Here is a 26,892-nt window from a genome sequence, read left to right on the forward strand (position 1 = left end):
TTCCGTTCCGGCTCAGGCGCTGGCCGCAGCGCTGCGGACCACCGGAATCCGTTGACTGATGCCGACCATGTCCAGGACCTCCATCACCACGGCAGACGGCTCACGGAGCAGTACGGGCGAACCCGTCTCCTCACCGAGCACGAACACCTGGAGGATGAAGGCCACCCCGGAGGAGTCGATGAACGTGACATCCCGCGCGTCGACGATGACGGGGTCGGGATCGGGTCGTGCTGCGAGCGTGGCCATCGCCGCGCTCGCGTTCTCGCGCAGCAGCGCGTCGATGTCACCCCAGAGGGTCAGCACCGTGCCCTCGTAGGTGTTCCGGCAAGCGATACCGGATCCCGGGCGACCGGGAACCATGTCCTGCGCTGAGTCTGACGGGAGAGGGTCCATGGGGTCATTCGCTCCGTCCTGCATTGGTCGGGCCTCGACTTCGTTAGACACTGACTTACCAACCGACTTTCAACGGCGACCTTGCACTGGCGACCTTGCACTGGCGACTTGGACTCTTCTTGGTTCTCTCTGACCGCTCCTTGGTCGGGAGGGGCAAGAATTGCCTAGGGCGAGTGTTCACCCGGCACATGGCTTCCGTCCACCCCCCAGGCGTTACGGTCACGTTGCACGGAAGCGAACTGCTGGCCTCCGCACCCTCGCGGGCCTGCTCGATCCCGGCCCGAGAACCCCTCAGACCGGGTCGGTCACGTCCGCAACCGTGGCGTCGAGCGCCGTCGTGAGATCAACGGCGTCAACCGTGGCACCCACACCGTGAGCGCCTCCGCCGATCGACACCGGCCCCGGCTCGCTGAGCCGGGAGTCCGCGACGACGGGCCACCTGTGGAACGACCCGAACGGTGTGATGGTTCCCCTCTCATAGCCCGTGACCTCGAAAGCCACGTCCTTGCTCGGCATCGAGAGCCGGGAGACGCCGAGCAGCGCACGCAGCTTGGGCCACGAGATCTGCCGGTCACCCGGGACGAGCACGAACAGGTAGTCCTCGTCCGCCCGGCGGACCACGATCGTCTTGATCAGCTTCGCCGGCTCGACCCCGCGCGCGGCAGCGGCCTCAGCGAGGCTAGCGACCTGACCGTGTCGCGTCATCTCGAACGGGATGCCCGCCGCCTCGAGCGCCGCGACGGCACGTTCTTCGCTCATGAAATTTCCTATCCCGAAAAGACGAGTCTTCGTTGTCTCGCAATATGGTCAAGACTTCGCCCGGGGGCAACTCAGAGGTCGTACTCGGTCCGTTCGGTACGCCAGTACTCGGCCCCGTCCCGGGTGCGCTGCACCAGACCGTGGTCGACCATCGCACGCCGCATGCCCACCGGGTCGTGCGCGACCTCGTGCAGCCGGTCGGTCAGCTCACGTTCCGTCACCGGCTCCAGCAGGGTGGGCAGGACCCGCGACGCCAGATAGCGCGTCACCGCCACCTTGTCGCGCCACTTCCGCGGCATCGACTCGAGCCGCCCGGACCGCAGGAACCGCTGGGGGTCGCCGGCAGGGCCTCCCGGAGGAGCTGCGGCGCCCCGGTCGCCCGGGGGCTGCTCCGCCGTCATGTAGCGATCGGTCCTCGCCGCCTGACCAGGCTGAGCCGCTCGGGACGGGTCGCCGACAGAGCGGCCGCCGTCACCGTGGCCGGGGTCCCGTCGCCGCTCGCGTCCGTGGACCCGGCGGTCTCAGTGGTCTCGGTGGCCTTGCCGGCCTCCGAATCCTCCTCGGGCGCACACGGGTCGTCCGCCGGTTCCTCGGCCCCGGTGCTCGGCGCGGGCGTCGGCTCGGGGCTGACGCTCGGCTCGGGCGAAGCGCTCGGCCCCGGTTCGGGTTCGCCGCCCGGGCACGTCGGGACCGACGGCGACGGGCTCGGTGACGGGCTCGGCGAGGACGGCGACGGGGTCGGGGTCGGTGTCGGTTCCGTCGGGCTCGGGGTCGGAGTCGGCGTCGGCGTGGGCGTGGGCGTCGCCGACGGCGTGGGCGTCGGCTTCGGGGTGGGCGTCGGCTTCGGGGTGGGCGTCGGCGTCGGCTTGGGCGTCGGCTTCGGCGGCTTCTGCGACGGCGGGTTGTCGCCCGGCCGGTCGGGCTTCGAGGCCGGCGGCTTGTTCTCGCCGTCGTCGGAGCCGTTGCCCGGCTTCGGGTCGAGCGCGGGCTTGTAGCGCGGGGTCGTGTCGTCCGACGGCACCCAGGTACCGACGTCGGACGGGTCGATCGCGCGGTTCGGGATCGAGCCGGCAGCGAAGAACTCGAAGTGCCACGGCTCCGGCTTCGACCCGTCGAGCTGGGCCCACGACGGGTTGTCCCAGCCGTAGTCCGGGCCGTGCAGACGCAGCCAGACGTACTCCGGTGAGCGACCACCGGCGATCGGGTTGCCGAGGTCCACCGCGATGCCCCAGCCGTGGTTCGACGTACCGGGGATCGCGGCGAGGTGCGGCTTGATACCGGCCAGGGTGACCTGGGCCTCGTAGGAGCGGTAGGAGTCGGTGATCGGGATCGGGTAGCCGAACTCCTGCTCGAACAACGCGCTGAGCGCCGTCAGCCGTTCTGCCGCGTCACAGCGCAGCATGTGGCCGGACGCGAACTCCAGGGGGCACAGCACTTCGGTCGGGATGCGGCCGTTCGCGTAACCGCTGGTGGTCCCGCCGAACATGCTCACGACGTCGAGCAAGCTCTCGCGCAGCGAGAAGCCCTGGCGCTGCCCGGGTCCGTCCACCTCGACGAGCGCGTTGGGCACCGACGGGTCCAGCATGTTCGCGAGCCGTACCGCAGCGATCACCACCTCGTCGTAGGTGACGTAGCCGGCCGTCGGGTCCTCGTCGTGCGAGTGGGTCGCCGACGCGTGCTCGTTCGACACCTGCACGGCGGGCGGGGCCGTCCCGTCGTCGGTCCCCAGCCCCGGGCGCTCCTCGGGCTCGCGCTCGTCGTCGTCCTGCTCGTCGTCGCTCTGCTCGCCGCTCTCGTCGTCGGCATCCGCGGCCGGATCCTCTGCGTCCTCCTGGGCGTGGCGCGCCACCGGCGCGTCCTCGATGCGGAGGCCCTTGTTGTTCTCGCCGAAGGCCAGCTGCTGCATCTGGTACGTCGTGTAGAGCATCCCGAGCTCGGCGGCAGCCTGCGCGATCGTGGGGCTGAAGCTGGGCCCCTGTTCCTGCGCCTGCTCCTCGGCCCGCTCGAGGACGGCGACGATCTGGGCGAGCGTGACGCCGTCGGGGGCGGTCTCGGTCTCACCGACCGTGACGCTCTGCAGCAGCCCGTAGAGCCTGATGGGCAGCTCGCCGCCGTTCCCACCGGCAAGGTGCGAGGCGGGGACGCTCGCGGAAGCGGAGAACAGCACACCCACCGCGATGACGGCGGCGACCGCACCGGTCCAGGCGGTCCGGAGGTACTTGCGCAGACCCGCGCGGGAGTCGTGCGGACTTGGCTTCTTCGCCTCGTCGTTCACGCGTCGCCCCCTCGGTCGGTGCGCCACTCAGTGGTGCGGTACGTGCGTCTGGGTCCTTGTACAGGCCTATCACGCCCAGGTGAACTCGAGCGGCGTAATTATCGGCCGCCCAGGGTGAACCGGTCCCCAGGGTCAGGCGCGGACCCTGGGATGGATGACACCCCATGATCGCCAAGGGTAACGATTCGGGCGTACGGCGCAATGAAACCTTTCGTGGACATCTCGTGATGCCTCACACTGGCCCGCGTCCCAACGGGCGCACCTGCGTCCGCAGTCGAACGGCCGGAACAGTGGCCGTGAAAGGAAAGTCCCTCATGAGCGAGACCACGAGCGCCCCCGCCGACCAGGGCACGGTCCAGGACCCGAAGGCCAACACCCTGGCGATCGTGGGCTTCATCCTCGCGTTCGTCGCGCCCCCGATCGGGATCGTCGTCTCGGCGATCGCGACCTCGAAGGCCGGCAAGGCGGGCCTCGACAGCAAGCTCTCGAAGTGGGGCCTGGGCCTCTCGATCGTCTTCACGGTGCTGTACGTCGTGCTGTTCGGCCTCGCCGGCTATGCAGCGCTCACCCTCCAGGCGGCCTGACCCGCCGAGACCGACCCGGGCGCCGCGACGTGCCCGGCAGCGCAACCTTGCGCAACCAGCAGCGCGGAGGCTGCCGTTCCCGAAGGAGCGGCGGCCTCTGCTGCTTGTATGGCTGATACCGGTCTATCCAAGACCATTCGGATACTCCACAATATGGCCTGACATTTCCTAAAACCTGCAACCAGGGGAGCACTACCGACATGACCACGCCCGACACCACGACTCCCGAGGCCGCTGTCGACCAGATCGCGGCAGCCACCGCCACCGAGGTCGTGGAGACCGAGCCTGCCGCGCCGGAGGCGACGTCCGAGGCGAAGGCAGAGGCCCCCGCAGCCGAGACGGCCGCCGTCGAGACCGCTGCCGCGACGTCCCCTGCCGAGGCCGTCACCGAGGCAGCCGTGGCCGCAGCGACCCCCGTGGCCGCCGAGACCGCCGTCGCCGCGCCGGCTGCCGCAGTCGAGGAAGAGGACCCGCAGACCGCGGTCTTCAGCCTCCTCACCTTCTTCCTGGCAGCCCTGCCGGTCATCGGCGTCATCCTGAACGCGATAGCCGTCGCCCGCGCCGGCAAGGAGGGCTTCGACCTGTGGCTCGCTCGCTGGGGCCTCGCGCTCGCCATCATCGAGACGCTCGGCGCCCTCGCCCTGGTCGGCCTCGGCTACTACCTGGGCGTGCTGAGCGCCGGCTGAGCTGCCTGAGCCGCTCGACCCCTCAGGGTCCGCCTCCGCCTGGCCCCCTCGCCCGGTCTCCCCAGACCCGCGGCGAGCGGCCGGGTGGAGACGGACCCTGCGTCGTGGAGCGACATGACGGACCATGACGACAGATCGGGTGAAATTTCGCTAACCGTCACATCGCGGTCATTTGGATGACACCGCCCACGTCGACGATGAACGCGCCCTGATCGGTCTCGCGAAAGGTCTGCCCATGTCGCAGCTCGTCGTCCAGCACGAACCTCGGCGAGAACTTCGCCCACGCCACCTGATCGCCGCGGTCACGGCGCTGGCCCTCGTCGCGCTGCTGATGGTGGCGTTCCCGCAGCAGGCAGGCGCCTACCCGCCGGGACTGCCCACCAAGACGGTGGCGCAGTCCGAGCTCAACGCGCTCACGGTGCGGGCGGAGAGCGCGCCCACCCCGTACGACCGCACCCTGTTCCCGCACTGGATCACCGTCAACGGCTGCACCACCCGCGAGACCGTCCTGCAGCGCGACGGCGACGGCGTAGAGGTCGGCAGCGACTGTTACCCGACGTCGGGCAGCTGGTACAGCGAGTGGGACGGCAAGACGGAGACAGCGCCCGGGGACATCGACATCGACCACGTGGTGGCACTGTCCGAGGCCTGGCATTCGGGCGCCAGCGGGTGGACGACGAGCCGCCGGCAGGACTTCGCGAACGACCTCACCGGCCCGCAGCTGATCGCCGTCACGGACAATGTGAACGTCTCGAAGAGCGACAACGACCCCGCCGAGTGGGTCCCGCCGCTCGCCAGCTCGCACTGCGCCTACGCGAAGATGTGGATCCGCACGAAGTACCGCTGGAGCCTCACCGTGGATGCCGCGGAGAAGTCGGCGCTGCAGCCGCTGCTCAACACCTGCTCGTCCTGAACGGACCCGTCCGCCGCCCGTGCTGTCAGACCCTCAGGTCACTCGGGTGACCTGAGGGTCTGACACGGACGTAGGACAGTGCCACGTAGAGCGCCTCCTCGGCGTCGCGCGCCGCCTCGTAGGCGTCCTGGCAGGCGGCGTAGCCCGCGCAGGCGACGTCGAGCACGGCGATCGCGGCCGAGGAGGCGGGTTCCGTTCGTTCCGGGTCGGCGTCCGCGTCCGCGTCCCCGTCCGCGTCACCAGCCGCGGCGAGGCCTGCCGCGCCCTGCCGGGCAGACCGGAGCCGCGCCAGCCCCGCACCGTGCCTGGCCTGCCCCGACTCGAGGGCCGAGGCGTAGGACTCGAGCGCATCGGCCACCGCCCCGAAACCCGGCACCCCGTCCCGGACGGTCCGGGCGCCGACCCGGAGCGCCACGGGGTCCCCGTCCGGCGGGCGGCTCACTGCCGTGTCCCAGTCGGACGCCGTGATCCGCAGGTCGTCGATCAGGCCCCCGACGTGCTCGGGCGCCTCGCTGTGCTCGAATGTCTGACGGATGCGGCTCGGGCCGTTGATCCGGCTCTCGCACAGAGCGGCGAGCTCAGAGTTCGTCATGCCGGCCCGTCGGTGTCTGCCCGCCGCACGGGGCGGACCGGTAGCGCCCGTGGGCCCGACGTCGCCGTCGGATCGGGGACCGGGCTCGCTGTGGTCTGGGTCGCCGGGGTCTGGGTCGCCGACGCCGCGACCGGCTCCACCAGCGCGCCGACCTCGGCCCGCGTGCGGGACGGGACCAGCACATCCGGCGGCGCCTGCTCCATCACCGACAGGACCCGCTGGACCTTGGAGATCTCGCGGAGCGCCGCGGCAGGGTCGGCGTCCTTTCCCGCGGTGCGCAGCACGTGCCCGAACGCCGCCCGCGCCGCCTCCGGCCCTTCGAGCACCCCGTCGCCCAGCGCTATGACGTCGGCGAGCCCGGCCAGCCGCACCGTGACGGCCACCCGGTGCGTCGTCGGCCAGGTAACTCCTGCCGCGTTGAGCTGCTGTACCGAGCGTGCGATGGTCTCGGGACTCATGCCTCCGTGCCTCCGGCCCGAGCGCCCGCACGCACCATCCGCTGCGCCGTCGGCACCGCGTCCTCGCCGACCGTCAACCTGTCAGTCATACCGCTCCCCTCGGGCATCCCGGTGCACGTCACAGGAATCTCGAAAGCCTACGGAGGCGGCGCCCGTCGCGATATGGGGAGCCATCCCCATCCTGCGAGCGCCGGTCTGCCACCGGGCCGCCGACACCATTGACCTGCTGTCCGTTCCGGGTGAATCTTGTCGGGCCGCGACTCGGGTCGTGCCGCGTCTGATCGCTCCATCGCTCCACCACTCCAAAGACGAAGCAAGGACGAGCACAGGGAGTTTCGATGACACCGCTGTCAGTACCCTCCGACCATCCACGCCGACGTGTCGGCAGCCGCCGGGCCGTCGGCTCGGCGACGGCCCTGGCCCTTGCCTGCCTCCTGGCCGTGCCGCTCACCCCGGTCACGCGGGCCGATGCCGCGCCCCGAGTGGCGGTCGCGCCGGACGCCGTCATCTGCGACATCTACTGCGATGCCCGGGACCCCGGGCTCGCCGCGGGCGACCGCACGCCGGTGAGCGCCGTCGTCCACGGCCGGACGCTCCGGCTCCACATCTCCGACCCCGATGTCATGGGCTGGGGCTCCATCGAGGGCGGCCGGGCGGGCGACGAGGTCTGGCTCGACCGGTCCTTCGACGGCGGCCGGACGTGGGCCTCGGGCAGCAGGCTCGGCGCCACCACGATCCCCGCGGGCAGCGCGGGCTGGCGCACCCAGATGTACAACGTGGACGACTGGAACAACTTAGGGATAGGCGCCCTCCGCGTCTGCGGCAAGGCGGGCGACCGGCCGGAGATCGCCTGCACCGGCTGGGCACGTAACGACCGCAACGCCGGGAGCCGCTCGACGGCGGCCGCCACCGCGCTGATGATGCTGTGGGACCGCAACACCGGCCTGTTCGAGACCAACGGCTGGTGGACGGGTGCGAACGCGCTGACCGCCGTCATCGACAACGCCCGGATCAGCGGGATGGGCAGCTACCGGTACGTGATCGCACAGACCTACGACAAGAACGTCAACGCGCGCGACGGCCAGTTCCGCAACGAGTACCTGGACGACACCGGCTGGTGGGGCCTCGCCTGGATCGCCGCCTACGACCTGACCGGCGACAGCCGGTACCTGAACACTGCCCGGGCCGACGCCGACCACATGCGCGCCTACTGGACGTCCAAGTGCGGCGGCGGCGTCCAGTGGAACACCGGCATCGCGTACAAGAACGCCATCACCAACGAGCTGTACATCCAGCTCAACGCGGCGCTGCACAACCGCATCCCCGGTGACACCACCTACCTGCAGCGCGCCCGGGAGGGCTGGGACTGGTTCCGCGCCAGCGGCATGATCAACTCCGGCAACCTGGTCAACGACGGGCTGAACGACTCGTGCGCCAACAACGGTCAGCCGACGTGGACGTACAACCAGGGCGTCATCCTGGGTGCCCTGGCCGAGCTGCACCGGGCCACCGGCGACGCGACGCTGCTCACCACCGCCCGGAGCCTGGCGAACGCCTCGACGTCGTCCACGTATCTGAATCCGGGCGGGGTACTACGCGAGGTGAACGAGGGCGACGACTGCGACAGCGACGGCGCCTCCTTCAAGGGCGCCTACGTCCGCGGCCTGGGCAAGCTGAACGCAGCACTGGGCGACCGGCCGTACAGCGCGTACCTCGACCGGCAGGCCGACACCGCGTACGCCAACGACCGGGACTCGCTCAACATGTACGGTCCGCACTGGAACGGCCCGCGGGTCCTGGTGAGCTCGGGACACGGCTGCCAGCACGGCGCGCTCGACCTGCTCAACGCGGCGCAGGCGAGCTAGGACCCACGACGTGTCAGACGGGCAGGCCACCCGAGTGACCTGTGCGTCTGACACGTTGCGGGTGCCCGGTGGCAAATGACCTTGCCGTTCCTGGGAGAATGGGGGGTTGTGAGTACCGAGCCTTCTTCCACCCCGGTGTCCGACGGCGATCGCGGCCGCGCGGGCGGAGGCCGGAACCGCCGCCGTGGGCCGGGCAAGCAGGCGGACAAGCAGAACCGGCGACCCCGCCGCGGCGGACCGCAGCGCGTCTCCACCGCCCAGCTCGAAGCGGCGGCCGCCAAGCGTGCCGCCGTCGAGGTGCCGCCCATCACCTACCCCGCGCAGCTGCCCGTCTCCGCGCGCCGCGAGGACATCGCCGCGGCGATCCGCGACAACCAGGTGGTGATCGTGGCCGGCGAGACCGGCTCCGGCAAGACCACCCAGATCCCGAAGATCGCGCTCGAGCTGGGCCGCGGGCGGCAGGGCCAGATCGGGCACACCCAGCCCCGGCGGCTCGCGGCCCGTACGGTCGCCGAACGCATCGCGGAGGAGCTCGGTACGGAGCTCGGCGGCGTGGTGGGCTACCAGGTCCGGTTCACCGACCAGTCCAGCGAGGACACGCTGGTCAAGGTCATGACCGACGGCATCCTGCTCGCCCAGATCCAGCGCGACCCGCAGCTGCTCGCCTACGACACGATCATCATCGACGAGGCGCACGAGCGGTCCCTGAACATCGACTTCCTGCTCGGCTACCTGTCGCGGCTGCTCCCCCAGCGGCCCGACCTCAAGCTGATCATCACGTCGGCCACCATCGACTCGGAGCGGTTCGCCGCGCACTTCTCCCCCGCGGCCCTGGCCGAGCGGGGCGGCGCGCCCGCGTACGTCACCGACGTGCTCCCCGAGCTGGCGCCGATCGTCGAGGTCTCCGGCCGGACGTTCCCCGTCGAGATCCGCTACCAGCCGCTGTCGCCGGACGAGGACCCGTCGGGGGCCGATGCCTCACGGGTCGAGCCCGCGCGTGGCGCTCGACCGGCGGGTGGCGCCCGACCAGGGGGCAGCGCCCGGGCGCCGAAGAACGCGCGCGAGGAGAAGGACCTCGTCACCGGCATCGTCGAGGCCTGCGACGAGCTGCTGCGCGAGGGCAACGGCGACATCCTCGTGTTCCTCTCGGGGGAACGCGAGATCCACGACACCGCTGACGGGCTCGCCGGCCATCTCAAGGAGCGCGTCCGGGACCCGAAGCATCCGCAGCACGTCGAGATCCTGCCGCTGTACGCGCGACTGTCGAGCGCGGAGCAGCACCGGGTCTTCCAGCAGCACGCGTCGCGGCGCATAGTGCTGGCGACCAACGTCGCCGAGACCTCGCTGACCGTCCCCGGCATCCACTACGTGGTCGACCCCGGCACGGCCCGCATCAGCCGGTACTCCAAGCAGACCAAGGTCCAGCGGCTGCCGATCGAGCCGGTCTCGCAGGCCTCGGCCAACCAGCGCAGCGGCCGGTCCGGCCGTGTCGCCGACGGCATCGCGATCCGCCTCTACTCGGAGGAGGACTTCAACGGGCGCCCTGAGTTCACCGAGCCCGAGATCCTGCGTACGTCGCTGGCGTCCGTGCTGCTGCAGATGATCTCGGTAGGCGTGGTCAGCACGCCCGACGACGTCGCCCGCTTCCCCTTCGTCGAGCCCCCGGACACGCGGGCGATCCGCGACGGCGTCCAGCTGCTCACGGAGCTGGGTGCGCTGGAGGAGGTCGACGACGTCACGCGGCTCACCGAGGTGGGCCGCACGCTCGCCCAGCTCCCGATGGACCCGCGGCTGGCCCGCATGGTCATCGAGGGCTCGCGGCACGGCGTCGCCCGCGAGGTGGCGATCATCGCCGCCGCGCTGTCGATCCAGGACCCCCGCGAGCGCCCGGCGGAGCAGCGTGCGCAGGCCGACCAGCTGCACGCCCGGTTCGCCGACCCGCGCTCCGACTTCCTCACGTACCTGAACCTGTGGGAGTACGTCCGGGAGCAGCAGCACCAGATGGGCAGCTCGGCCTTCCGGCGCCTGTGCAAGTCGGAGTACCTGAACTTCCTGCGCATCCGCGAGTGGCAGGACGTCGTCGCCCAGCTCCGCGAGATGTCGCGACCGCTGGGCATAGAGATGTCCTTCCAGCCCCGCCACCGCCCCGCGGCCAACCCCGCCCAGGTCTCGCAGAACGATGGCGACCGAACCGCAGAGGCGGAGGGCGGCGATACTGCTGCGCCGCCGTCAAGCCGTAGCGGAGGGCCCCCTGGGGCCCGTGAGCGAGGCGGCGCAGCAGTATCGCCGCCCTCCGCCGAACCCGACCAAGCGACGCCGTCGTACCGCCAGACCTGGGACGACGACACGATTCACCGGTCGCTGCTCGCCGGGCTGCTGTCGCAGCTCGGGATGCAGGACAGCGGTGAGGTGAAGGCGTCCGCCGTCGCGCACCTCCGGGGTGCGCAGCGGGAGATCGCACTCAAGCGTGCCAAGAAGCAGGCGCGGAACGAGTACATCGGCGCGCGCGGGGCGCGGTTCGCCATCTTCCCCGGGTCTCCCCTGTCCAAGAAGCCGCCGGTGTGGATCATGGCGGGCGAGCTCGTCGAGACCAGCCGCCTGTGGGCGCGCGACGTCGCCCGGATCCAGCCGGAGTGGGCCGAGGACCTCGCCGGTCCGCTCGCGAAGCGCACCTACTCGGAACCGCACTGGTCCAGCAAGCAGGGTGCGGCGATGTGCACCGAGAAGGTGCTGCTGTACGGGGTGCCCATCGTGTCCGACCGGCGCGTGCTCTACGCGAAGGTCGATCCCGAGGCGGCGCGCGAGATGTTCGTGCGGCATGCCCTCGTCGAGGGCGAGTGGACCACGCACCACCGGTTCTTCCACGACAACCGCGCGCTCCTCGAGGAGGCCGGCGAGCTCGAGGCCCGCTCCCGGCAGCGCGGCCTGGTCGCGGACGAGGACGACCTGTTCGCGTTTTACGACGAGCGCGTCCCCGACTCCGTGGTGTCCGCGGCGCACTTCGACCGCTGGTGGTCGCGGGCCCGCAAGGAGACGCCGGACCTGCTCACCTTCACGATGGAACAGCTGGTGGGCGACGCGTCGGTCGATACGTCCGCGTTCCCCGAGAGGTGGCCCCAGGGCGAGCTCTCCCTGCCGCTCACCTACCAGTTCCAGCCCGGGTCCGACGCCGACGGCGTCACCGTGCACATCCCCATCGCGGTGCTCGCGCGCGTCGTGCCGGACGGGTTCGACTGGATGGTGCCCGGGCTCCTTGAGGAGCTGACCGTCGCGACCATCAAGTCGCTGCCCAAGGCGGTGCGGCGCGAGCTCGTGCCGGCGCCGGACGTCGCGCGCGACGTCGTCGCGTGGATCCGTGAGGAGTGCCCGGCCTGGGAGGACATCGTCCGGGCCGGCGACATGGCGGAGTCGTACGTCTCCGCGTTCACGCGGGCGGTCCGGGCGCTCCGCGACGTGCTGGTGCCGCCGGAGGTCTGGGACGAGGAGCGGGTCTCTCGCCTTCCTGGGCATCTCCGGGTGACGTTCCGGGTCGTCGAGGAGCGCGGGCGCGGGCGGGACGCGTCGGCGATCGTGCTGGACGAGTCCAAGGATCTGTTGTTGCTGCAGCGGAAGTTGGCGGGTCGCGCTGAAGCTGCTGTGCGGTCGGCGGTGCGGGGGGCTGTTGGGGCGGCTCTTGCTGAGGCTCGGGCTGCATCTGGTGCTTCGGCTGGGGCGGGCGCGGAAGGCGAAGTCCCTCGCGCGGACGCGTTCACGGGCCCCGGGGGGCCCTCCACTTCGGGAAGGAATACGTCCGCGCGAGGGTCTTCGCCTTCCGCGCCCTCCGTAGTGCCGTCACCTTCCGAGGTGGGGGCGCGCAGCTCCAGTGGTGGGGTGGTTGGCGGGGGTGCTGAGGCTGGTGCGGTTGTTGGGGAGCAGGTTGGGCTGACGTCTTGGCCTTCTGGGTTGGCGGACGGCGGGGGGTTGCCGCTCTCCGTGTCTACCGATGTGGGGGCCGGGGTGGTCGTGCGCGGGTTCCCGGCGCTGGTGGAGGAGGTTGCTCCCAAGGTGAAGGGGCAGGCTCGGTCCGTGGGGGTCGCGCTGCGGATCCTGGCCGACGAGACTGCTCAGGCGTCTGTGCATGCTGCGGGGGTTCGGCGGTTGCTGGTGTCCGAGGCTGCGCTCGGTACCGGGCGTGTGACGTCGCGGTGGACCGGGACGCAGTCGCTCACGATGGCGGCGTCGCCGTATCCGAATACCGAGGCGCTGGTCGCTGACCTGCAGCTGGCGGCCGTTGTGTCGTTGACCTCGGGTGCTGACTCGGCGCGGTATGACACTCCGCCGGGTGGGCCGGATGCTGCTTCCGTGCGGTCTGCCGCTGCCTACTCGGACGCGCTTGCGTTCGTGCGTCGGCACCTGGAGGACGAGGTGTACCGCGTCGTCGGGCATGTGGTCGCCGCGCTGTCGGCGAGCCGGACGCTCGAGGCCGAGATCCGCGCGTCGGGCAGCCTCGCACTCCTGAACACGCTGCAGGACCTTCGCGAGCATCGCGCGAGCCTCATCCACGACGGGTTCGTGTCGGCGACGCCGCCCCGGCGGCTGCCACACCTCGCGCGTTATCTGCGCGCGGACTCGCACCGCCTGACGAAGGCGGCGGAGAACCCGGCACGCGACTCCGACCTCGCCTGGCGGATCGGCGACGTGACCGCGGCATACGAGAAGGCGCTCGCCACCTACGCGGCGGGCTCGCCCGACGCCGCACGCGCCGCAGAGCTGGCGGACGTGCGCTGGCTGCTGGAAGAGCTGCGGGTCTCGTTCTTCGCGCAGCAGCTGGGTACGGACGGCACGGTCAGCGAGAAGCGCATCCGCAAGGTACTGGTGCCGAACGGCTGGTGAACCCGGGAGATGCGGAGGGGCCGGCCACGGACGCCCGGCCGGCCCCTCCGTCGGTCGGTCAGCCCAGGTAGGCCACCCGGCCGTAACCGCTCATCAGTGGGCGCCCGCCCTTCTTCATCAGCACCACCTGGACGGCCGTGTTGCGATACGCGTATGACGCCGTGCCGGCGGCTCCGTTGTTCCTTGCCCAGCCGAGCCAGCCGGTGCCCGCCACGTGCACCCGGTAGTAGATGTCGTACTGCTCCGCCATCTCGCCGGTGAGGCGCATCCGGTACGCGGCGGTCCGGTTGGTGCGGTGGTACGTGCCCGCGACCCTGTCCGTGCTCACGTACGGTCGCCAGCCGTCGCCCTCGACCTTGGCCGACACCTGGACGCCGCCGGAGTAGGGGGCATCGACGAGGTTCAGCCTCACCGCGTTGAGACGATGGGACGTCGAGGTCAGGCCCGCCGTGGACCCACCCATCGCCGCCGTCCGCCAGCCCGATGGACGCAGATAGGCCGAGACCTGCACGGCCTGCTGCGTTCCCTTGGAGTAGTACGGCGCGTTTCCGGACACCGACGCCGCCGGCACCTGGCCCTTCGGCAGCACACGAATCTGGACGTCTTCCATGGGGTAACCAAATCCCGTGGTGCCAGAGGTCTCGCCGTTCTTGGCCCAGCCGAGCCAGCCATACCTGGGCACATAGGCGCGGTACCAGACGTCGTAGAAGGACGCGTGGGGGCCGCCGGGCTTGATCCGGAACGCTTCCAGGCGACGCCTCTCGCCGATGGTGCCGACATACGGGGTGCTGTCCCTGTACTTCTGCCCCACCCAGCCACGGCCCGCGACGTAGCCCTCTGTCTCGAACCAGAACGGCCAGGGCATCTCGTCGGTCTCGGTCGGCGGGCTCGTGCCTGCGCCGTACGACTCCGAGAACGGGTCGGCGATCAGCGCCTGCACCGTCTGACCGCTGCCCGGAAGACCCGCGCTCTGCCCGTCCGAGGCGCCGCAGTAGCAGTAGTTGCTCTCCCACGGGTGGCCGATCGCGCTCAGTCCGTACTCGACGTGCATCGTGTCCCGGGCCCGGACGGTGAATGGTGTCGAGGTGACCGACCTCGGGCTCATGGACGGTCCGTGCGCCGTGATCCGCACGGAGACACGGCGTCCGACGTCGGCCGGCGAGCTGAGGTATTTCTGGGCAGTCGCGTTCGCGATCGCGACCCCGTCGCGCAGCCACTGATACGTGTACGACGCCGGAGTCGGAGAGAATCCCTGGGATACCGCCCAGTAGGCGCTGTTGTAGCTCGGGTCGGTCTGGCCACTGGACCACCACGACTTCACTGTTGCGCTGCCGCCGGTGAACGGGCAGGACGAGAGGCAGAACTGTGCGGTGTCAGTCAGGGTCACCGCGCCGGGGAACTGCACGTACTCGAGGCGGAGATCGCGATAGCCACCCCCGGCCAGGCTCCGCCGCACGAGCACGTCCTCCGTCCGGTTGTCGAATGCCACCCGGGCGAGCTCGGTAGTGCCGTCGTAGAGCGCGACCTGACCGGCGCCACTGCCCCAGGGCAGCAGGTCTTCGGTGAGGGTGAATCGGAAAGGCGCCAGGTCGTCGTCCGGCAGACCGTCGCCCAGCCTCCTGACGGTGACGGCGGGCGGCACCGTCTGGGCCGCGCCGTCTGCCGCCACCCGGACGCGCACGCTCGTCGCCTGACCGATCAGTCCCGTCGAGTCGACCTCGGCCACCCGGAGATACTGCTCGCCCTCCCTGGTCGGGACGAACGGAATCACGGCGTTCTCCGTCGCGGGTACGGTCCGCCACTCAGGCTCGAAGCGGAGGTCCATCGAGTAGCCGTAAGCGAACGAGACCGCGTCCGGAGTCCGAGGAGATGCCACGGCGAACGCGCCGGGCACACCGACGCCACCTCGTCGACTGCCATCGGAGACATAGACGGTCTCGGCGCCGAGCACGGGAAACACCGAGAGCACGGCGGACGGTCCGCGGTGCAGCAGGAAAGAGCACGCCACCGCGGGGCCAGTCGTCCCGTCCTCGTTCCGAGCCCGGATCGTGAGCGTGTTGACCGCATCGTCGGTGAGATCTGACGACCCAGTACTGCCGTCCAACACACCGCCGATCAGCTCGTAGGTGCGGTGGCTCCGCTCGACACCCGCCGCATCAGTGGTGACGGCCACGGCACCCGTGACGTCGGCGCCGTCGAACACCGCGCCGAACTTCAACGACGTGGAGCCCTCCCGATCGAGGGTTACCTCGACCGGTTCTGTTCCACAGACCTGGCCACCCACGGTGATGCTGGACGCGGCCGGCAGGTCCGCCATGCCAGCGAACGCTGGGCCCACCGGAACCAGCACCGACGCGACGAGCGCACCGCCCGCGAGTGCCGCGGTGGCGCGAGCCATGACGGCCGGGCCACGCGCGAAGAAAGAAAGACGTACCACCACAGCGACCCCCGGTCGTCGAACGAGCGGACCAAGATTAAGGCGGGTCTTGCACGCCCCCGGCACATTCCGCCGCACTTCACCCGCACCTTTCGCGGATCGACGTGGCGCGCTCAGCGCCCGGTCAGACATCCCGACCAGGGCTTCCCAGGTCACATGTCCCTGGTTTTTTCCTGGGCTTGATCAGGGACAGGCCGGGGGATTACCGGATAGCCCTGGACCCACGGCGGAACTACCGTCGATGACATGAGCACACCTACACTTTTCCGTCCTCGTCAGGGCCGCATGATCGGCGGCGTCTGCGCCGGTATCGCCCGCCGCTTCGGCTGGAATCCCACGACGGTGCGCATCGTCGCCGTCGCGTCGATCCTCATCCCGGGACCTCAGGTCCTGGCCTACGTGATCGGCTGGATCTTCATCCCGAACGAGCGCCAGGCGGCCTGACATGACCACACAGACACTCTCTCGTCCCCGTCAGGGACGCATGATCGCCGGCGTCTGCGCCGGTATCGCGCGCCGATTCGGTTGGGATCCCACGCTGGTGCGGATCCTCACCGTCGCCTCGTTCCTCATCCCGGGGCCGCAGTTTCTCGCGTACATCGCGTTCTGGATCCTCATGCCCAACGAGGACTGAGCGTCCACACCTCCGACACGCCGGGCCCGGGTCTTTCACCCGGGCCTCTGGCGTGTCGCGGAATGCTCTGCAACGCTTGCAGCAAGATCCGGAAACGGCCGTGCAGCGCCGCACGTGCCTCAGCCCGGGACCACGCCGCAAGGAGCCGCAATGACGCGCCGTCCGAACGCGCCCCGACGATTGCTCGCCACCCTGACGACCTTCGCCGCCGCACTCACCCTTGGCCTGGTCGCCACCACGGCCACCCCCGCCGTCGAACCCGCCCGGGCTGCGACTCCCGCGCACGGTGACGGCGACGTCATCCTCAACCTGTTCCAGTGGACCTGGGACTCCGTCGCCGCGGAGTGCACGAACGTGATCGGCCCGGCCGGGTTCGGCTACGTGCAGGTCTCCCCGCCCATGGAGCACGTCCGTGGCTCCCAGTGGTGGACGTCGTACCAGCCCGTCAGCTACCGGATCGAGTCCAAGCTGGGCACCCGCGCCGAGTTCGCGAACATGGTCGCCGCCTGCGACGCCGCCGGTGTGGGCGTGATCGCGGACGCCGTCGTGAACCACATGGCGGGCGCCGGCCGGTCGGGGACCGGCGTGGCGGGAACCCCCTACTCGGACGACAACTTCACCGGCACGTACGGGTATCAGGACTTCAACGACTGCCGCACCGACATCTCGGACTACACGAACCGGTACCAGGTCCAGAACTGCCGCCTCGTCGCGCTGCAGGACCTGCGCACCGGCTCCGACTACGTCCGCGGCAGGCTCGCCGCGTACTTCGACGACCTGGTCTCGCTCGGCGTCGACGGGTTCCGGATCGACGCGTCGAAACACGTGCCGGCGTCGGACCTGGAGGCCATCAAGTCGCGGATGCGGAACCCGAACGTCTTCTGGGTGCACGAGGTGATCGGCGCCGCCGGGGAGCCGGTCCAGCCGTCCGAGTACCTGGGCAGCGGCGACTCGCACGAGTTCAACTACGCACGCCAGCTCAAGCACGACTTCGACGGGCAGATCAAGAACCTGCGGTTCATCGGCGACGGCAAGCTGCAGTCCGGACGGGCGGGTGTGTTCGTGGACAACCACGACACCGAGCGCAACGGCGAGTCGATGAACTACAAGTGGGGCGCCAAGTACGTGCTGGCCAACACGTTCCTGCTGTCGTGGCCGTACGGGTCGCCCACCGTGTACTCGGGGTACGAGTTCTCGAACAACGACGCCGGTGCGCCCGGCGCCACCGAGACCGCCGTCCCCGACGCGACCTGCGGCGCCGGACGGTGGACCTGCACGCAGCGCTGGACCGAGATCCGCGGCATGGTCGGGTTCCACAACGCGGTGGCCGGCACGGCGGTCACCAACTGGTGGGACGACGGCGGCAACCTCATCACCTACGGGCGCGGCAACCGCGGCTACGTGGTGCTGAACAACACGGCGTCGGCCGTCCAGCGCTCGTTCCAGACGCCGCTCCCGGCGGGCACGTACTGTGACGTCGTCGCGTCGTCGAACTGCTCGGTGAAGCGGACCGTCAACGCGGATGGCTGGTTCACCGCGACGGTCCCGGCGTACGGGGCGCTGGCGATCCACGTCAACGCGCGGGGCTGAGCAGGTCCGGGGGACGTACTACGAATGCGGGGCCTGTTGCTCTGCGTAGATATTGTCTACGCAGAGCAACAGACCCCGCAGACCTGTGGTCACCTCGCCGGTCGACCATCGGGTCGCCTCACCTGAACAGCTTGCGAGCCTTGCCCAGGTCGAGGAACACGGTCTCGCCCGTCGCGTCCTGCACGCCGTCGTTGTCCGTAACCGCGTACACGTGGCCGTCGCCACCGATCGTGAGGCCCTCCAGCTTCTCCTGCGTCCACCCGTTGGTCGCACGCAGCGCAGGCAGGACGTCGATCGCGAGCCGCTTGCGCAGCGCCGGGACGGTCCCCGGACGCGGATCCCGCTTCGGCAGGTCCACCGTGTAGACGGCCTTGAGCGCCGCCGCCGGGCCGTTGAGCTTGTCCCGCTCGATGACGGCGAGCGTGTCGCGGTCCACCACCGTGATCTCGGACAGACCCACCCAGTCACCGTCGGACGTCGGGGCGGACAGCGGGTAGCCGAACCACGTCCACTCGCCGGTCGCGACGTCGTACCGCCCGATGCGGGCGTAACCACCCACACCGGCGTCGCTGGTCAGGCCGCGCTGCAGCGCGACGAACAGGTGCTCGCCCGACCGGTCCACGGAGCCGGTCACGCCCTCGATGCCCCACTTGCCGAGACCCGCGGCGACGTCGGCGGGGAGGCTCACGCGTTCCTGCACGCGGCCCGACGACGACACGCGCACCAGCGCGTTCTCCGCACCCGTGGCGCCCTCGACGCCGAGCCAGAACCCGCCGGACGCACCCCGGCCCGACGGCCGCGCCCAGATGCCCTCGGCGTCCAGGCCGACGGGCTCGCCGTCCTCCGTCACGACGATCTCGCGGTCGATGACCGCCGGGCGGTCCGCGCCACGCCGACCAGTGGTCGAGACGGAGAGGATCGACGTCGGCGACTTCGCGGCGTCCGTCACGGTCCACAGCCGGTCGCGCTTGCTCGGGTCGGCCGAGAGTGCGCCCAGCGCGGACCAGCCGATCGGCTTGGCCGCACCCGCACCCGTCGCCGTCGCCGCGTCGGCGGAGGAGCGAGCTTGCGAGCCCCGCAGCGCCGCGCCATCCGACACTGCGTCGGCAGACACGACGGACGGGAACGCGGGCGTACCCGCGTCCCGCGCGTAGCGGTGACCCTTGCCGAACACCGAGACGGACGCACGGACGCCGTCCTTGGCCGAGTCCTCCTCGGAGGACACGACGAGCAGGTTCCGGGAGGGGATCGGCAGGATCCCCTCGGGACCGTTGGTCGTGGCCAGGACCTGCACGAACCGCGGGGAAGTCGGGTCGGACACGTCGTACACAGCCACGAAGTTGGAGCGTTCGGAACCCACGAACGCGTAGCGGACACCGTCGAGCGTGGCCACCGCGAGGCCCTCGATCTCGACGCCCTTCTTGCCGGCGCGGTCCTCGTTGTGCAGCCCCACACGGACGGCCAGCTCCTCGAGGTCCGCACCCGCGTCCCAGACGACGTCGCCCGTCGCGGCCTCGAAGACCGTCCAGCCGCGCGTGCCGCCCTTCCAGTCGCCCTCGTTCGCGGTCGCGACGTGCTTGTCGTCGACCCAGCCGATGGCGTCGGGCTCGCGCGGGGCCGCGTCGAGCGAGCCCGTCTGGTCGATGGTGCCGTCGTCGTCCACGTCGACGCCCTCCAGCGCGACGTCGCCCGCCGAGAACACGTTCTCGAGCGCGCCGGACACGACGTCGAGCACCGCGACGCCGTTGTTCTCCTGGAGCGTCACCGCGACCTTGGTGTCGGACGGGTTGATCGACACGTACTCCGGTTCCACGTCCTGCGGGGTGTCCAGGCCGGCCGCCGCGAGCGCCGCCACGTCGAGCGTGACGGGACGGGTCCGCCATACCTGCGGGTCCGAGCCCGCCAGGTCGACGAACTGCAGGAAGCCGGCGGGGGCCTGCGGAAGGTCGCCCTCCTCGCCGTCGCCGGTGTCGGGGAGCACGTCCTCGTCGCGCTGGTTCTCCATGGCGATGACGGCGCGGCTGCCGTCGTGCGTGACGGCGATGGAGTCGGGCTGGCCACCCAAGTCGATGGAGCGCACGCGGGCGCGGGTCGCGAGGTCGACGACGTCGAGGCGGCCCGACGGCGCGGTGAACGACGTCGAGCTGTCGACCACGACGAGCACGTAGTCGCCGACCACGGCGACCGACGTCGGCTCGTCGTGCTCCGAGCCGAGCTCCGCGAGGGAGAGCGAGCCAAGGCCTCGGGGCGAGTCGGGGTCGCTGATGTCGACGAACCCGATCCGGCGCGCGGCGGCGTCGGTGTGGATGAGGGTCTTGCCGTCCTCGCTGACGGCGGAGATCTCGGCGACCGTCTCGTCGGCGGGATCGGTGCCGGCGGGAGCGTTCTGGAAGACGGGGTAGGTGGCGAGCCGGTGGAAGGTCTCGCCGCGCCGGGCGGGGCCGAACCCACCGGTCGAGCCCGACCCGGCGGCCGAGCTCGGCCCGCTGGTCGAGCTTGTCGAGACCCCACCGCGTTCGGTCGAGGGAACCGCAAAAGCCGGGAACGCGCTCAGCCCCAGTGCGAGGGCGGCGCCGGAAGCGATGAATGCCGCGTGGCGGCGATCGAGAGACACACGGGCAGGCTGGCGTCGGCCCGTGGCAGCCGGGCCGACCCCCGGTGACGACAAGATGGACACCGCATGAACTTCGGCGGCAGCCCTGGTCGCACTCCCCCAGCGTCCGCACCGCCGTCGCCCGTCGCCGCAGCAGCGCCGACAACTACTGTGAGTGAGTGACCGTCCTTGCCGAACTACGCGCGCTGCTGCGCCTGCCCGGGTTCCGCAAGCTGTTCACCGTGCGTCTCGTGTCCCAGGCGGGCGACGGCATGTTCCAGGTGGGCCTCGCCAACCTGCTCTTCTTCAGCCCGGCGTCGCAGGGGTCTGCCGCGGCTATCGCGGGGGCGTTCGCGATCATGCTGGCGCCGTTCACGATCGTCGGGCCGTTCGCTGGCGTGTTCCTTGACCGCTGGCAGCGGCGGCAGGTGCTGGTGTACGGGAACGCCGTCCGCGTGCTGATCACCGGCACGATGGCGGCGCTGATGCTCACGCAGGGCGTCACGCCCGCGATCTACGTGCTGGGGCTCGCCGCCCTGAGCGTCAACCGGTTCCTTCTCGCCGGCCTCTCGGCGGGCCTGCCGCGCGTGGTCGAGGGCGACCTGCTGCTCACGGCGAACGCCCTGACGCCGACGCTCGGTGCGGGCGCCGCGTTCCTCGGGGGCGGCATCGGCTTCGTGCTCGGTTTGGCGGTGCCGGCCGGCCGCATCCAGGACGCGGCGGCCCTGACCTGTGCCTGCGTCGTCATGGGTTGTGCCTCGCTGCTCGGGCTGCGGATGTCCCGCACGCTGCTGGGACCACTGCAGCCCGTCGTCGGCTCGATCCGGAGCGAGCTGGCGGCAGTGGCGAGCGGCCTGGTCGACGGCGCCCGCTACCTCGCCGCGCGCCGTACCCCTGGTCAGGCGCTGCTCGTGATGGCGCTGCACCGCTTCCTGTACGGGGTGGTGTTCATCGCGGCGATCCTGATGTCGCGCAACCTCCTGGCCGAGCCTGGCGACCGCACTGCCGGCCTGACCACCTTCGCCACGGTGATCGGCGCGACGGGTGTGGGCGGCGGGCTCGCGATCCTGCTCACCGCGGTGCTGGCGCGGCGGATGGCCCCGCAGTCCTGGATCGCCATGATGCTGGTGGTGGCCGGGGCGTCACAGCTGATCCTCGTGCCCGAGCCCGGCTTCGTCAGCGTGGTCACCGCCGCCGCCCTGCTCGGGCTCGCCGCGCAGGGCGCGAAGATCGCGGTCGACACGATCGTGCAGCGCGACTCCGAGGACGCCTACCGCGGCCGCGCTTTCGCCTTCTACGACGTGCTCTACAACGCGGCCTTCGTGGGTGCGGCAGCCCTCGCGGCCTTCCTCGTGCCCGACGCCGGATGGTCGCCCGGGCTCTTCGTCGCCCTCTCGCTCGGGTACCTGGCAACCGCGATCGTTTTCGGCATGCGTGGCGCTCGCACGGCTTCCGTTCCTCGGCAACCGCTGGGCGGGTGAATTAGTGGATGAGGTCCGGTCTCTAGAGCCGATCGTGCCTGTTTTGCCGGCCGAACGGTGCAAGGATTGACGTACTTACCTACACAGGGACTGGAGGCATCCGTTCATGTCCGACGCACCCGCCGTCACCCCGACGCCCACCTGGGGCGAGGTGTTCCCATGGTTCCGCGAGGTCATGGCTGAGGACGACGCCTGGTACGTCGGTCAGGTCGACAGCAAGACCGACATCGGCACCGCCCGCCTCGCCGAGGCCGCCGTAACCCGCCTCAAGTCGTTGCCCGTCGGCAGGCTCTTCCCCGCAGTGCGGCGGGTCGAGCGCCTCGACGAGCTCGACTGGCCCAAGCACCGACTCGTCAACGCGCTGCACCGCGGCGGCTGCTTCACCGGGGACGACCTGTCCTACATGGTGATCGCCGAGATGCTCTCGTGGGAGTCGGTCGGCCCGATCATCGTGAAGCAGATCCTCGAGGTAGTCGCACTCGAGGAGATCCGGGTGAGCACGGCAAAGTAGCGAGTCAGTTCTCCGCCTGCCGGGCTGCTGCCTGCCGCCGGCCCGCGATGATCGCGAGCGGCACGGCCCCCAGAGTCAGCAGTGCCTGAACGACCTGCGTCGCGCCGTAGCCCGCACCGAAGGCGTCTGCTGTCTCGGCCACCGCCGCGATCCCGAGCACCCCGACCACGGCGGCCAGCAGCGCGCCGATCCGCCGTGTGATCGGCGTGGCCCAGCCGCACAGGGCCGCCGCCGCGACGACCAGCAGGTTGAGGGCCATCGCGACGACGAGTGACCCGACCATCCCGGGCCGCGGCCCGCCGTAGGGCAGGGCCGCGACCACCGGAAGCAGCACGTTTGTCCACAGGGTGTGGATAAGCGCCCCCGCCAGGGCCACGGCGAGTCCGGCCCGGCGCGCCGTCGCCGGCTTGCGCAGGAACAGGGCGATCAGCACCCCGGCCAGCAGCAGCGTCAGGGCGATGATCGCGACGAGCGTGCCGAGCACCAGCTCGGGGCGGGCGCCGTTCACGAGCTGCACCCCCGCCGTGCCGAGCTGGAACAGCAGGTGCAGACCGACGACCGCTACCGCCCCGACGAGGACGCGTCTGGACCGGAGGGCTGCGGCTCCGACCCCGAGCACGACCGTTCCGGCCATCGCGGCGTTCTCGATCACGAAGATCGCGTTGTCCACAGTGAAGCCGAGATCGAGATCGTTACCAGGGATCAGCAGCCGCATCGGGACAGACGTCCACACGGCGGCCGCGAGAAGGAGGACGCTGAGCGCGGCGGGCTGGCGTCCGGCGTCGGGCAGGGTGTGCATGGCGACACTCTCGCAGAGGCCACCCACACCGTGGGGTTGAAGGCGCGCTGTGGATAACTCCGCGGACCGGTGGCCCGGGCGTGGAACCATGGAGGGGTGCCCGCAACCGTTCCCGCCCCGCGCATCCACCCCGCGGCGATCAAGCTCCTGGTGGGCAGTGGCGCGTACCTGCGCGGCGAGGACTACCAGAAGCAGGGCCGGGTCATCTCGTGGGAGTGGCTGCCGGACGACCTCCTGCTGATCTCGTGGGTGCGCGGCAGCGGCCGCAGCACCTACTCCTGCTCCATCCAGTTCAGGACCAACAGCCCCGGGCCGCCCGTCGTCGTCGGCACGGACTGCACGTGCCCGGTCGGGTCCGCCTGTAAGCACGTCGTCGCGACGCTCATCGAGTCCGGCTCGGACGGCCTGGCGTCGATGGTCCGGCCCGCCTCCTCGCTGAAGCGCACGCCCCAGGTCCCGGAGTGGAAGGCGGCGGTGCAGCAGCTCGTGCCGACGACGCCGGTCGAGCCCCCGCCGGCGCACCCGTCGACCGCCGATGCCCGGCCCGTGCTGGCGCTGCAGCTCCGCGTGGACGGCACGACCATCGACAACAACCTCTCCCTCTCGATGCGGCCGGTCCAGCGCAACGACAAGGGCTCGTGGGTGGGCGGGACGGCGTCGTGGAACTACATCCGCAACGGGTTCCTGCGTGGCCTCGATCCCGTCGTCCGCGAGTGGTTCACCACGCTCGACGCCCTGCGCGCCACGAGTCCCCGCGGCTACGGCTACATCAGCACGGGTGACTGGATCAGTCTGGACGACGTACTCCCCCGTCCGTTCTGGCGTCATCTCGCCGACGCCGCCGACCTCGGCATCGAGCTGGTCGGCAAGTCGAAGCGGGAGTCGTTGCGGCTGGCCGGCGAGGCGTCCATCGCCCTCGACCTCTCCCTGCCCGACGGCGGCGCGCGCCTCGAGCGGACCGTCACCTTCGACGGCGCCGTCACCCTGGCGACCTCAGTCGGTGCACTCGGTCGGCACGGCCTGTTCGCCATCGAGGAGTCCTCCTCCGGCCGCGCCATCACCCTCGGCCCAACGGCGGCGCCCCTCACCGACCAGGAGCTCGCGGCCGTCCACCTGGCCGATCTCAGGATCCCCGCAGGCGCGGTCGACGAGTTCCTGGCGGACTACCTGCCGCTGCTGCGCCGGGAGGTACAGGTGCACGCCGACCTCGACGTCGAGCTGCCGGACCTGCCTCAGCCCGAGCTGGTGGCCACCGTCAAGGCGGTCTCGCCGGAGGAGATCAGCGTGGCGTGGCGGTGGGCGTACCCGCCGTCGGACAAGGAATATCCGCTGACCACCGCCATGGAACCGGGTGCGGACCTGCGTGATCTCGCGGCGGAGGCCACGACCCTGGGCAGGGTGATCGCCGCCGTGCGCGAGGTGCCGGGCTTCGGTCACTTCCGGGTAGCGCCCGAGACGTTCCGCGGGCTGCAGGCCATGGACTTCGCCACCACCGTGCTGCCCGTGCTCGAGGAGCAGCCCGACGTCCGCGTGGAGAGCGAGAAGCTGCCCGAGTACCAAGGCCTCGAAGCGACGCCAGTGGTCAGCATGCGTGCGGACGACAGCACCGACCTGGACTGGTTCGACCTGGGTGTCATGGTCACGATCAACGGACGCGAGATCCCGTTCGGTCCGGTGTTCGATGCGCTCGCTCGGGGTAAGAAGCGGTTCATGCTCACCGACGGCACGTGGCTACGGACGGACCTGCCCGTGTTCGCGCAGCTCCGGGCGCTGATCGAGGAGGCACAGCGACTCTCCGACCAGCCGGGCAAGCTGCGGATCAGCCGGTTCAATGCCGGCCTGTGGGCGGAGCTGGAGCAGGTGGCCGACATCGTCGAGCAGTCCGACCGGTGGCGCCGCTCGGTGAGCGACCTGGTGTCGCTCACCGCCGACGGCGTCGACGGACCGGAGCCCGTGCCGCCGCCCGTTGGACTCAAGGCCGATCTGCGGCCCTACCAGCAGCACGGTTTCGAGTGGCTCACCTTCCTCTGGCGGCACGGGCTCGGCGGGATCCTCGCCGACGACATGGGCCTCGGCAAGACCGTGCAGACGCTCGCCTTCGTCGCCCAGGCCAGGCAGGAGCGGCCCGACGACGGCGCACCGTTCCTGGTGGTCGCGCCGGCGTCGGTGGTGAGCAACTGGGCTGCCGAGGCGGCCAAGTTCACGCCGGACCTGAAGGTGGCGATGCTGTCGACCACCGCCGCGAAGGCACGGACCACCGTCGCAAAGGTCGCCTCGGACGCCGACATCGTCGTGACGTCGTACGCGATCTTCCGCCTGGACTTCGAGGCGTTCGCCGACGTCGAGTGGAGCGGTCTGATCCTGGACGAGGCGCAGTTCGCCAAGAACCACCAGACGCGCGCCAACGAGTCCGCCCGCCGCCTCAAGGCGCCGTTCAAGCTGGCGATCACCGGCACACCCATGGAGAACAACCTCATGGAGCTGTGGGCGATGCTCGCGATCGTGGCTCCGGGGCTTTACGGGTCACCGACGAAGTTCCGCGAGGACTACGTCAAGCCGATCTCGGGTGAGGGCGACTCGACGCCGCTGCTGGCCAGGCTCCGCCGTCGGATCCGGCCGCTGCTGCTGCGCCGCACCAAGGAACAGGTGGCGCCCGAGCTGCCCGAACGGCAGGAGCAGGTGCTCCGCGTGACGCTGGACCCGAAGCACCGCCGGATCTACGACACGCACCTGCAGCGCGAACGGTCGCGGCTGCTGGGACTGCTCGAAAGCTTCGACGAGAACCGGGTGGCGGTCTTCCGCGCCCTGACGACGCTGCGCCGCATGGCGTTGGACGCCTCCCTGGTGGACCCGGAGTACGAGGGTGTCCCGTCGGCGAAGCTGAGCCTGCTCGCGGACCAGCTCGCGGAGGTCGCCGCCGAGGGACACCGCGCGCTGGTGTTCTCCCAGTTCACGTCGTTCCTGGCCAAGGCGGCGGAGGTGTGCACGTCGCTGGGGATCCCCTATGAGTACCTCGACGGGTCCACCCGGAAGCGCGCCGAGGTGATCAACCGGTTCAAGGACGGCGCCGCTCCCGTGTTCCTGATCAGCCTCAAGGCGGGTGGGTTCGGGCTCAACCTCACCGAGGCCGACTACGTCTATCTGCTGGACCCCTGGTGGAACCCGGCGACGGAGGCGCAGGCGATCGACCGGACGCACCGGATCGGGCAGACGCGGAATGTGATGGTGTTCCGGATGGTCTCGGAGAACACCATCGAGGACAAGGTGATGGCACTCAAGGCGCGCAAGGCTCGGCTTTTTGATGCGGTGTTGAGCGATGATGCGGGCGCGTTCGCGGGCTCGCTGGGGCCGGAGGAGATCCGAGGCCTGCTGGAGGCTTGACCACTCGTTCCTGCGGCTGGCCAAGTTCCCCACCGCTGGTCGACCTTGTCGAGCCCGTCAGTCCAGCTC

20 protein-coding genes are annotated in these 26,892 nt (G+C 70.5%); 11 read left to right on the plus strand and 9 right to left on the minus strand.

Annotation, left to right across the window (positions count from 1 at the left end; all coding sequences use genetic code 11):
• Nucleotides 1-12: 12 nt before the first annotated feature.
• From ACFO6V_RS26125 to ACFO6V_RS26140, 4 genes are all read right to left on the minus strand, one after another.
• Nucleotides 13-303, minus strand: coding sequence for an STAS domain-containing protein (locus ACFO6V_RS26125; protein ID WP_377141542.1), 291 nt, complete (start codon nt 301-303; stop codon nt 13-15).
• A gap of 381 nt (nt 304-684) precedes the next feature.
• Entirely contained in the window at nt 685-1,152 is a 468-nt protein-coding gene (locus ACFO6V_RS26130; protein ID WP_116677347.1) for an aminoacyl-tRNA deacylase, read from the minus strand.
• A 71-nt stretch (nt 1,153-1,223) separates the two neighbouring features.
• Entirely contained in the window at nt 1,224-1,553 is a 330-nt protein-coding gene (locus ACFO6V_RS26135) for a DUF2087 domain-containing protein (RefSeq protein WP_377141545.1), read from the minus strand.
• Complete coding sequence (locus ACFO6V_RS26140; RefSeq protein ID WP_377141548.1) at nt 1,550-3,427, minus strand: D-alanyl-D-alanine carboxypeptidase family protein; 1,878 nt, start codon at nt 3,425-3,427, stop codon at nt 1,550-1,552. Before ACFO6V_RS26140 ends, ACFO6V_RS26135 begins: the two co-directional genes overlap by 4 nt.
• A gap of 314 nt (nt 3,428-3,741) precedes the next feature.
• Here ACFO6V_RS26140 and ACFO6V_RS26145 point away from each other — a divergent pair, with 314 nt between their 5' ends.
• From ACFO6V_RS26145 to ACFO6V_RS26155, 3 genes are all read left to right on the plus strand, one after another.
• Nucleotides 3,742-4,011, plus strand: coding sequence for a hypothetical protein (locus tag ACFO6V_RS26145; RefSeq protein ID WP_377141551.1), 270 nt, complete (start codon nt 3,742-3,744; stop codon nt 4,009-4,011).
• A gap of 200 nt (nt 4,012-4,211) precedes the next feature.
• The gene (locus ACFO6V_RS26150; RefSeq protein ID WP_377141553.1) at nt 4,212-4,697 is read left to right on the plus strand and encodes a hypothetical protein; all 486 of its coding nucleotides are present in this window, start codon (nt 4,212-4,214) and stop codon (nt 4,695-4,697) included.
• Nucleotides 4,698-4,932: 235 nt separating this feature from the next.
• Nucleotides 4,933-5,610 (plus strand): HNH endonuclease family protein, encoded by a 678-nt coding sequence (locus tag ACFO6V_RS26155; protein ID WP_377141556.1) that lies wholly within the window; start codon nt 4,933-4,935, stop codon nt 5,608-5,610.
• A gap of 25 nt (nt 5,611-5,635) precedes the next feature.
• On the opposite strand, the gene ACFO6V_RS26160 is transcribed toward ACFO6V_RS26155, so the two are convergent.
• On the minus strand, nt 5,636-6,202 hold the full coding sequence (locus ACFO6V_RS26160; RefSeq protein ID WP_377141559.1) for a hypothetical protein: 567 nt from the start codon (nt 6,200-6,202) through the stop codon (nt 5,636-5,638).
• Entirely contained in the window at nt 6,199-6,660 is a 462-nt protein-coding gene (locus tag ACFO6V_RS26165) for a hypothetical protein (RefSeq protein ID WP_377141562.1), read from the minus strand. Before ACFO6V_RS26165 ends, ACFO6V_RS26160 begins: the two co-directional genes overlap by 4 nt.
• A gap of 338 nt (nt 6,661-6,998) precedes the next feature.
• Between ACFO6V_RS26165 and ACFO6V_RS26170 the strand changes: the two genes are divergently transcribed.
• Together ACFO6V_RS26170 and ACFO6V_RS26175 are read left to right on the plus strand one after the other, a co-directional pair.
• Nucleotides 6,999-8,525 (plus strand): glycoside hydrolase family 76 protein, encoded by a 1,527-nt coding sequence (locus tag ACFO6V_RS26170; RefSeq protein WP_377141564.1) that lies wholly within the window; start codon nt 6,999-7,001, stop codon nt 8,523-8,525.
• A gap of 108 nt (nt 8,526-8,633) precedes the next feature.
• Nucleotides 8,634-13,397: a DUF3418 domain-containing protein gene (locus ACFO6V_RS26175; protein ID WP_377141567.1), complete on the plus strand. Its 4,764-nt coding sequence runs from the start codon at nt 8,634-8,636 to the stop codon at nt 13,395-13,397.
• Between the two features lie 58 nt (nt 13,398-13,455).
• On the opposite strand, the gene ACFO6V_RS26180 is transcribed toward ACFO6V_RS26175, so the two are convergent.
• On the minus strand, nt 13,456-15,795 hold the full coding sequence (locus ACFO6V_RS26180; protein ID WP_377141570.1) for a hypothetical protein: 2,340 nt from the start codon (nt 15,793-15,795) through the stop codon (nt 13,456-13,458).
• 285 nt (nt 15,796-16,080) lie between these two features.
• On the opposite strand from ACFO6V_RS26180, the gene ACFO6V_RS26185 reads away from it, so the two are divergent.
• The 3 genes from ACFO6V_RS26185 (at nt 16,081) to ACFO6V_RS26195 (ending at nt 18,058) form a co-directional block, all read left to right on the plus strand.
• Complete coding sequence (locus tag ACFO6V_RS26185; protein WP_377141573.1) at nt 16,081-16,278, plus strand: PspC domain-containing protein; 198 nt, start codon at nt 16,081-16,083, stop codon at nt 16,276-16,278.
• Between the two features lies 1 nt (nt 16,279).
• Entirely contained in the window at nt 16,280-16,468 is a 189-nt protein-coding gene (locus tag ACFO6V_RS26190) for a PspC domain-containing protein (protein ID WP_116677359.1), read from the plus strand.
• 150 nt (nt 16,469-16,618) lie between these two features.
• Nucleotides 16,619-18,058, plus strand: coding sequence for an alpha-amylase (locus ACFO6V_RS26195; RefSeq protein WP_377141575.1), 1,440 nt, complete (start codon nt 16,619-16,621; stop codon nt 18,056-18,058).
• Nucleotides 18,059-18,176: 118 nt separating this feature from the next.
• Here ACFO6V_RS26195 and ACFO6V_RS26200 read toward each other — a convergent pair whose 3' ends face one another.
• Entirely contained in the window at nt 18,177-20,672 is a 2,496-nt protein-coding gene (locus tag ACFO6V_RS26200; RefSeq protein WP_377141577.1) for an esterase-like activity of phytase family protein, read from the minus strand.
• 158 nt (nt 20,673-20,830) lie between these two features.
• On the opposite strand from ACFO6V_RS26200, the gene ACFO6V_RS26205 reads away from it, so the two are divergent.
• On the plus strand, nt 20,831-22,132 hold the full coding sequence (locus ACFO6V_RS26205) for an MFS transporter (RefSeq protein WP_377141580.1): 1,302 nt from the start codon (nt 20,831-20,833) through the stop codon (nt 22,130-22,132).
• 106 nt (nt 22,133-22,238) lie between these two features.
• Nucleotides 22,239-22,643 carry a hypothetical protein gene (locus ACFO6V_RS26210; RefSeq protein WP_357448055.1) on the plus strand — a complete coding sequence of 135 codons (405 nt, stop codon included), beginning with the start codon at nt 22,239-22,241 and terminating at the stop codon, nt 22,641-22,643.
• A 4-nt stretch (nt 22,644-22,647) separates the two neighbouring features.
• On the opposite strand, the gene ACFO6V_RS26215 is transcribed toward ACFO6V_RS26210, so the two are convergent.
• Nucleotides 22,648-23,442, minus strand: a complete 795-nt coding sequence (locus ACFO6V_RS26215) for a hypothetical protein (protein ID WP_377141583.1) — start codon at nt 23,440-23,442, stop codon at nt 22,648-22,650.
• Between the two features lie 96 nt (nt 23,443-23,538).
• On the opposite strand from ACFO6V_RS26215, the gene ACFO6V_RS26220 reads away from it, so the two are divergent.
• Complete coding sequence (locus tag ACFO6V_RS26220; RefSeq protein ID WP_377141586.1) at nt 23,539-26,823, plus strand: DEAD/DEAH box helicase; 3,285 nt, start codon at nt 23,539-23,541, stop codon at nt 26,821-26,823.
• Nucleotides 26,824-26,892 lie beyond the last annotated feature (69 nt).

This window comes from Promicromonospora alba (assembly GCF_042654905.1).
GTDB classification, from domain to species: Bacteria; Actinomycetota; Actinomycetes; order Actinomycetales; family Cellulomonadaceae; genus Promicromonospora; species Promicromonospora alba.

What these genes read in the sequence shown, in the direction of transcription:
- ACFO6V_RS26155 (WP_377141556.1), top strand. Translation starts at nt 4,933, where the DNA reads ATGTCGCAGCTCGTCGTCCAGCACGAACCTCGGCGAGAACTTCGCCCA.
- ACFO6V_RS26165 (WP_377141562.1), bottom strand. Translation starts at nt 6,660, where the DNA reads ATGAGTCCCGAGACCATCGCACGCTCGGTACAGCAGCTCAACGCGGCA.
- ACFO6V_RS26130 (WP_116677347.1), bottom strand. Translation starts at nt 1,152, where the DNA reads ATGAGCGAAGAACGTGCCGTCGCGGCGCTCGAGGCGGCGGGCATCCCG.
- ACFO6V_RS26170 (WP_377141564.1), top strand. Translation starts at nt 6,999, where the DNA reads ATGACACCGCTGTCAGTACCCTCCGACCATCCACGCCGACGTGTCGGC.
- ACFO6V_RS26160 (WP_377141559.1), bottom strand. Translation starts at nt 6,202, where the DNA reads ATGACGAACTCTGAGCTCGCCGCTCTGTGCGAGAGCCGGATCAACGGC.
- ACFO6V_RS26150 (WP_377141553.1), top strand. Translation starts at nt 4,212, where the DNA reads ATGACCACGCCCGACACCACGACTCCCGAGGCCGCTGTCGACCAGATC.
- ACFO6V_RS26195 (WP_377141575.1), top strand. Translation starts at nt 16,619, where the DNA reads ATGACGCGCCGTCCGAACGCGCCCCGACGATTGCTCGCCACCCTGACG.
- ACFO6V_RS26185 (WP_377141573.1), top strand. Translation starts at nt 16,081, where the DNA reads ATGAGCACACCTACACTTTTCCGTCCTCGTCAGGGCCGCATGATCGGC.
- ACFO6V_RS26210 (WP_357448055.1), top strand. Translation starts at nt 22,239, where the DNA reads ATGTCCGACGCACCCGCCGTCACCCCGACGCCCACCTGGGGCGAGGTG.
- ACFO6V_RS26135 (WP_377141545.1), bottom strand. Translation starts at nt 1,553, where the DNA reads ATGACGGCGGAGCAGCCCCCGGGCGACCGGGGCGCCGCAGCTCCTCCG.
- ACFO6V_RS26215 (WP_377141583.1), bottom strand. Translation starts at nt 23,442, where the DNA reads ATGCACACCCTGCCCGACGCCGGACGCCAGCCCGCCGCGCTCAGCGTC.
- ACFO6V_RS26180 (WP_377141570.1), bottom strand. Translation starts at nt 15,795, where the DNA reads ATGGCTCGCGCCACCGCGGCACTCGCGGGCGGTGCGCTCGTCGCGTCG.
- ACFO6V_RS26145 (WP_377141551.1), top strand. Translation starts at nt 3,742, where the DNA reads ATGAGCGAGACCACGAGCGCCCCCGCCGACCAGGGCACGGTCCAGGAC.
- ACFO6V_RS26190 (WP_116677359.1), top strand. Translation starts at nt 16,280, where the DNA reads ATGACCACACAGACACTCTCTCGTCCCCGTCAGGGACGCATGATCGCC.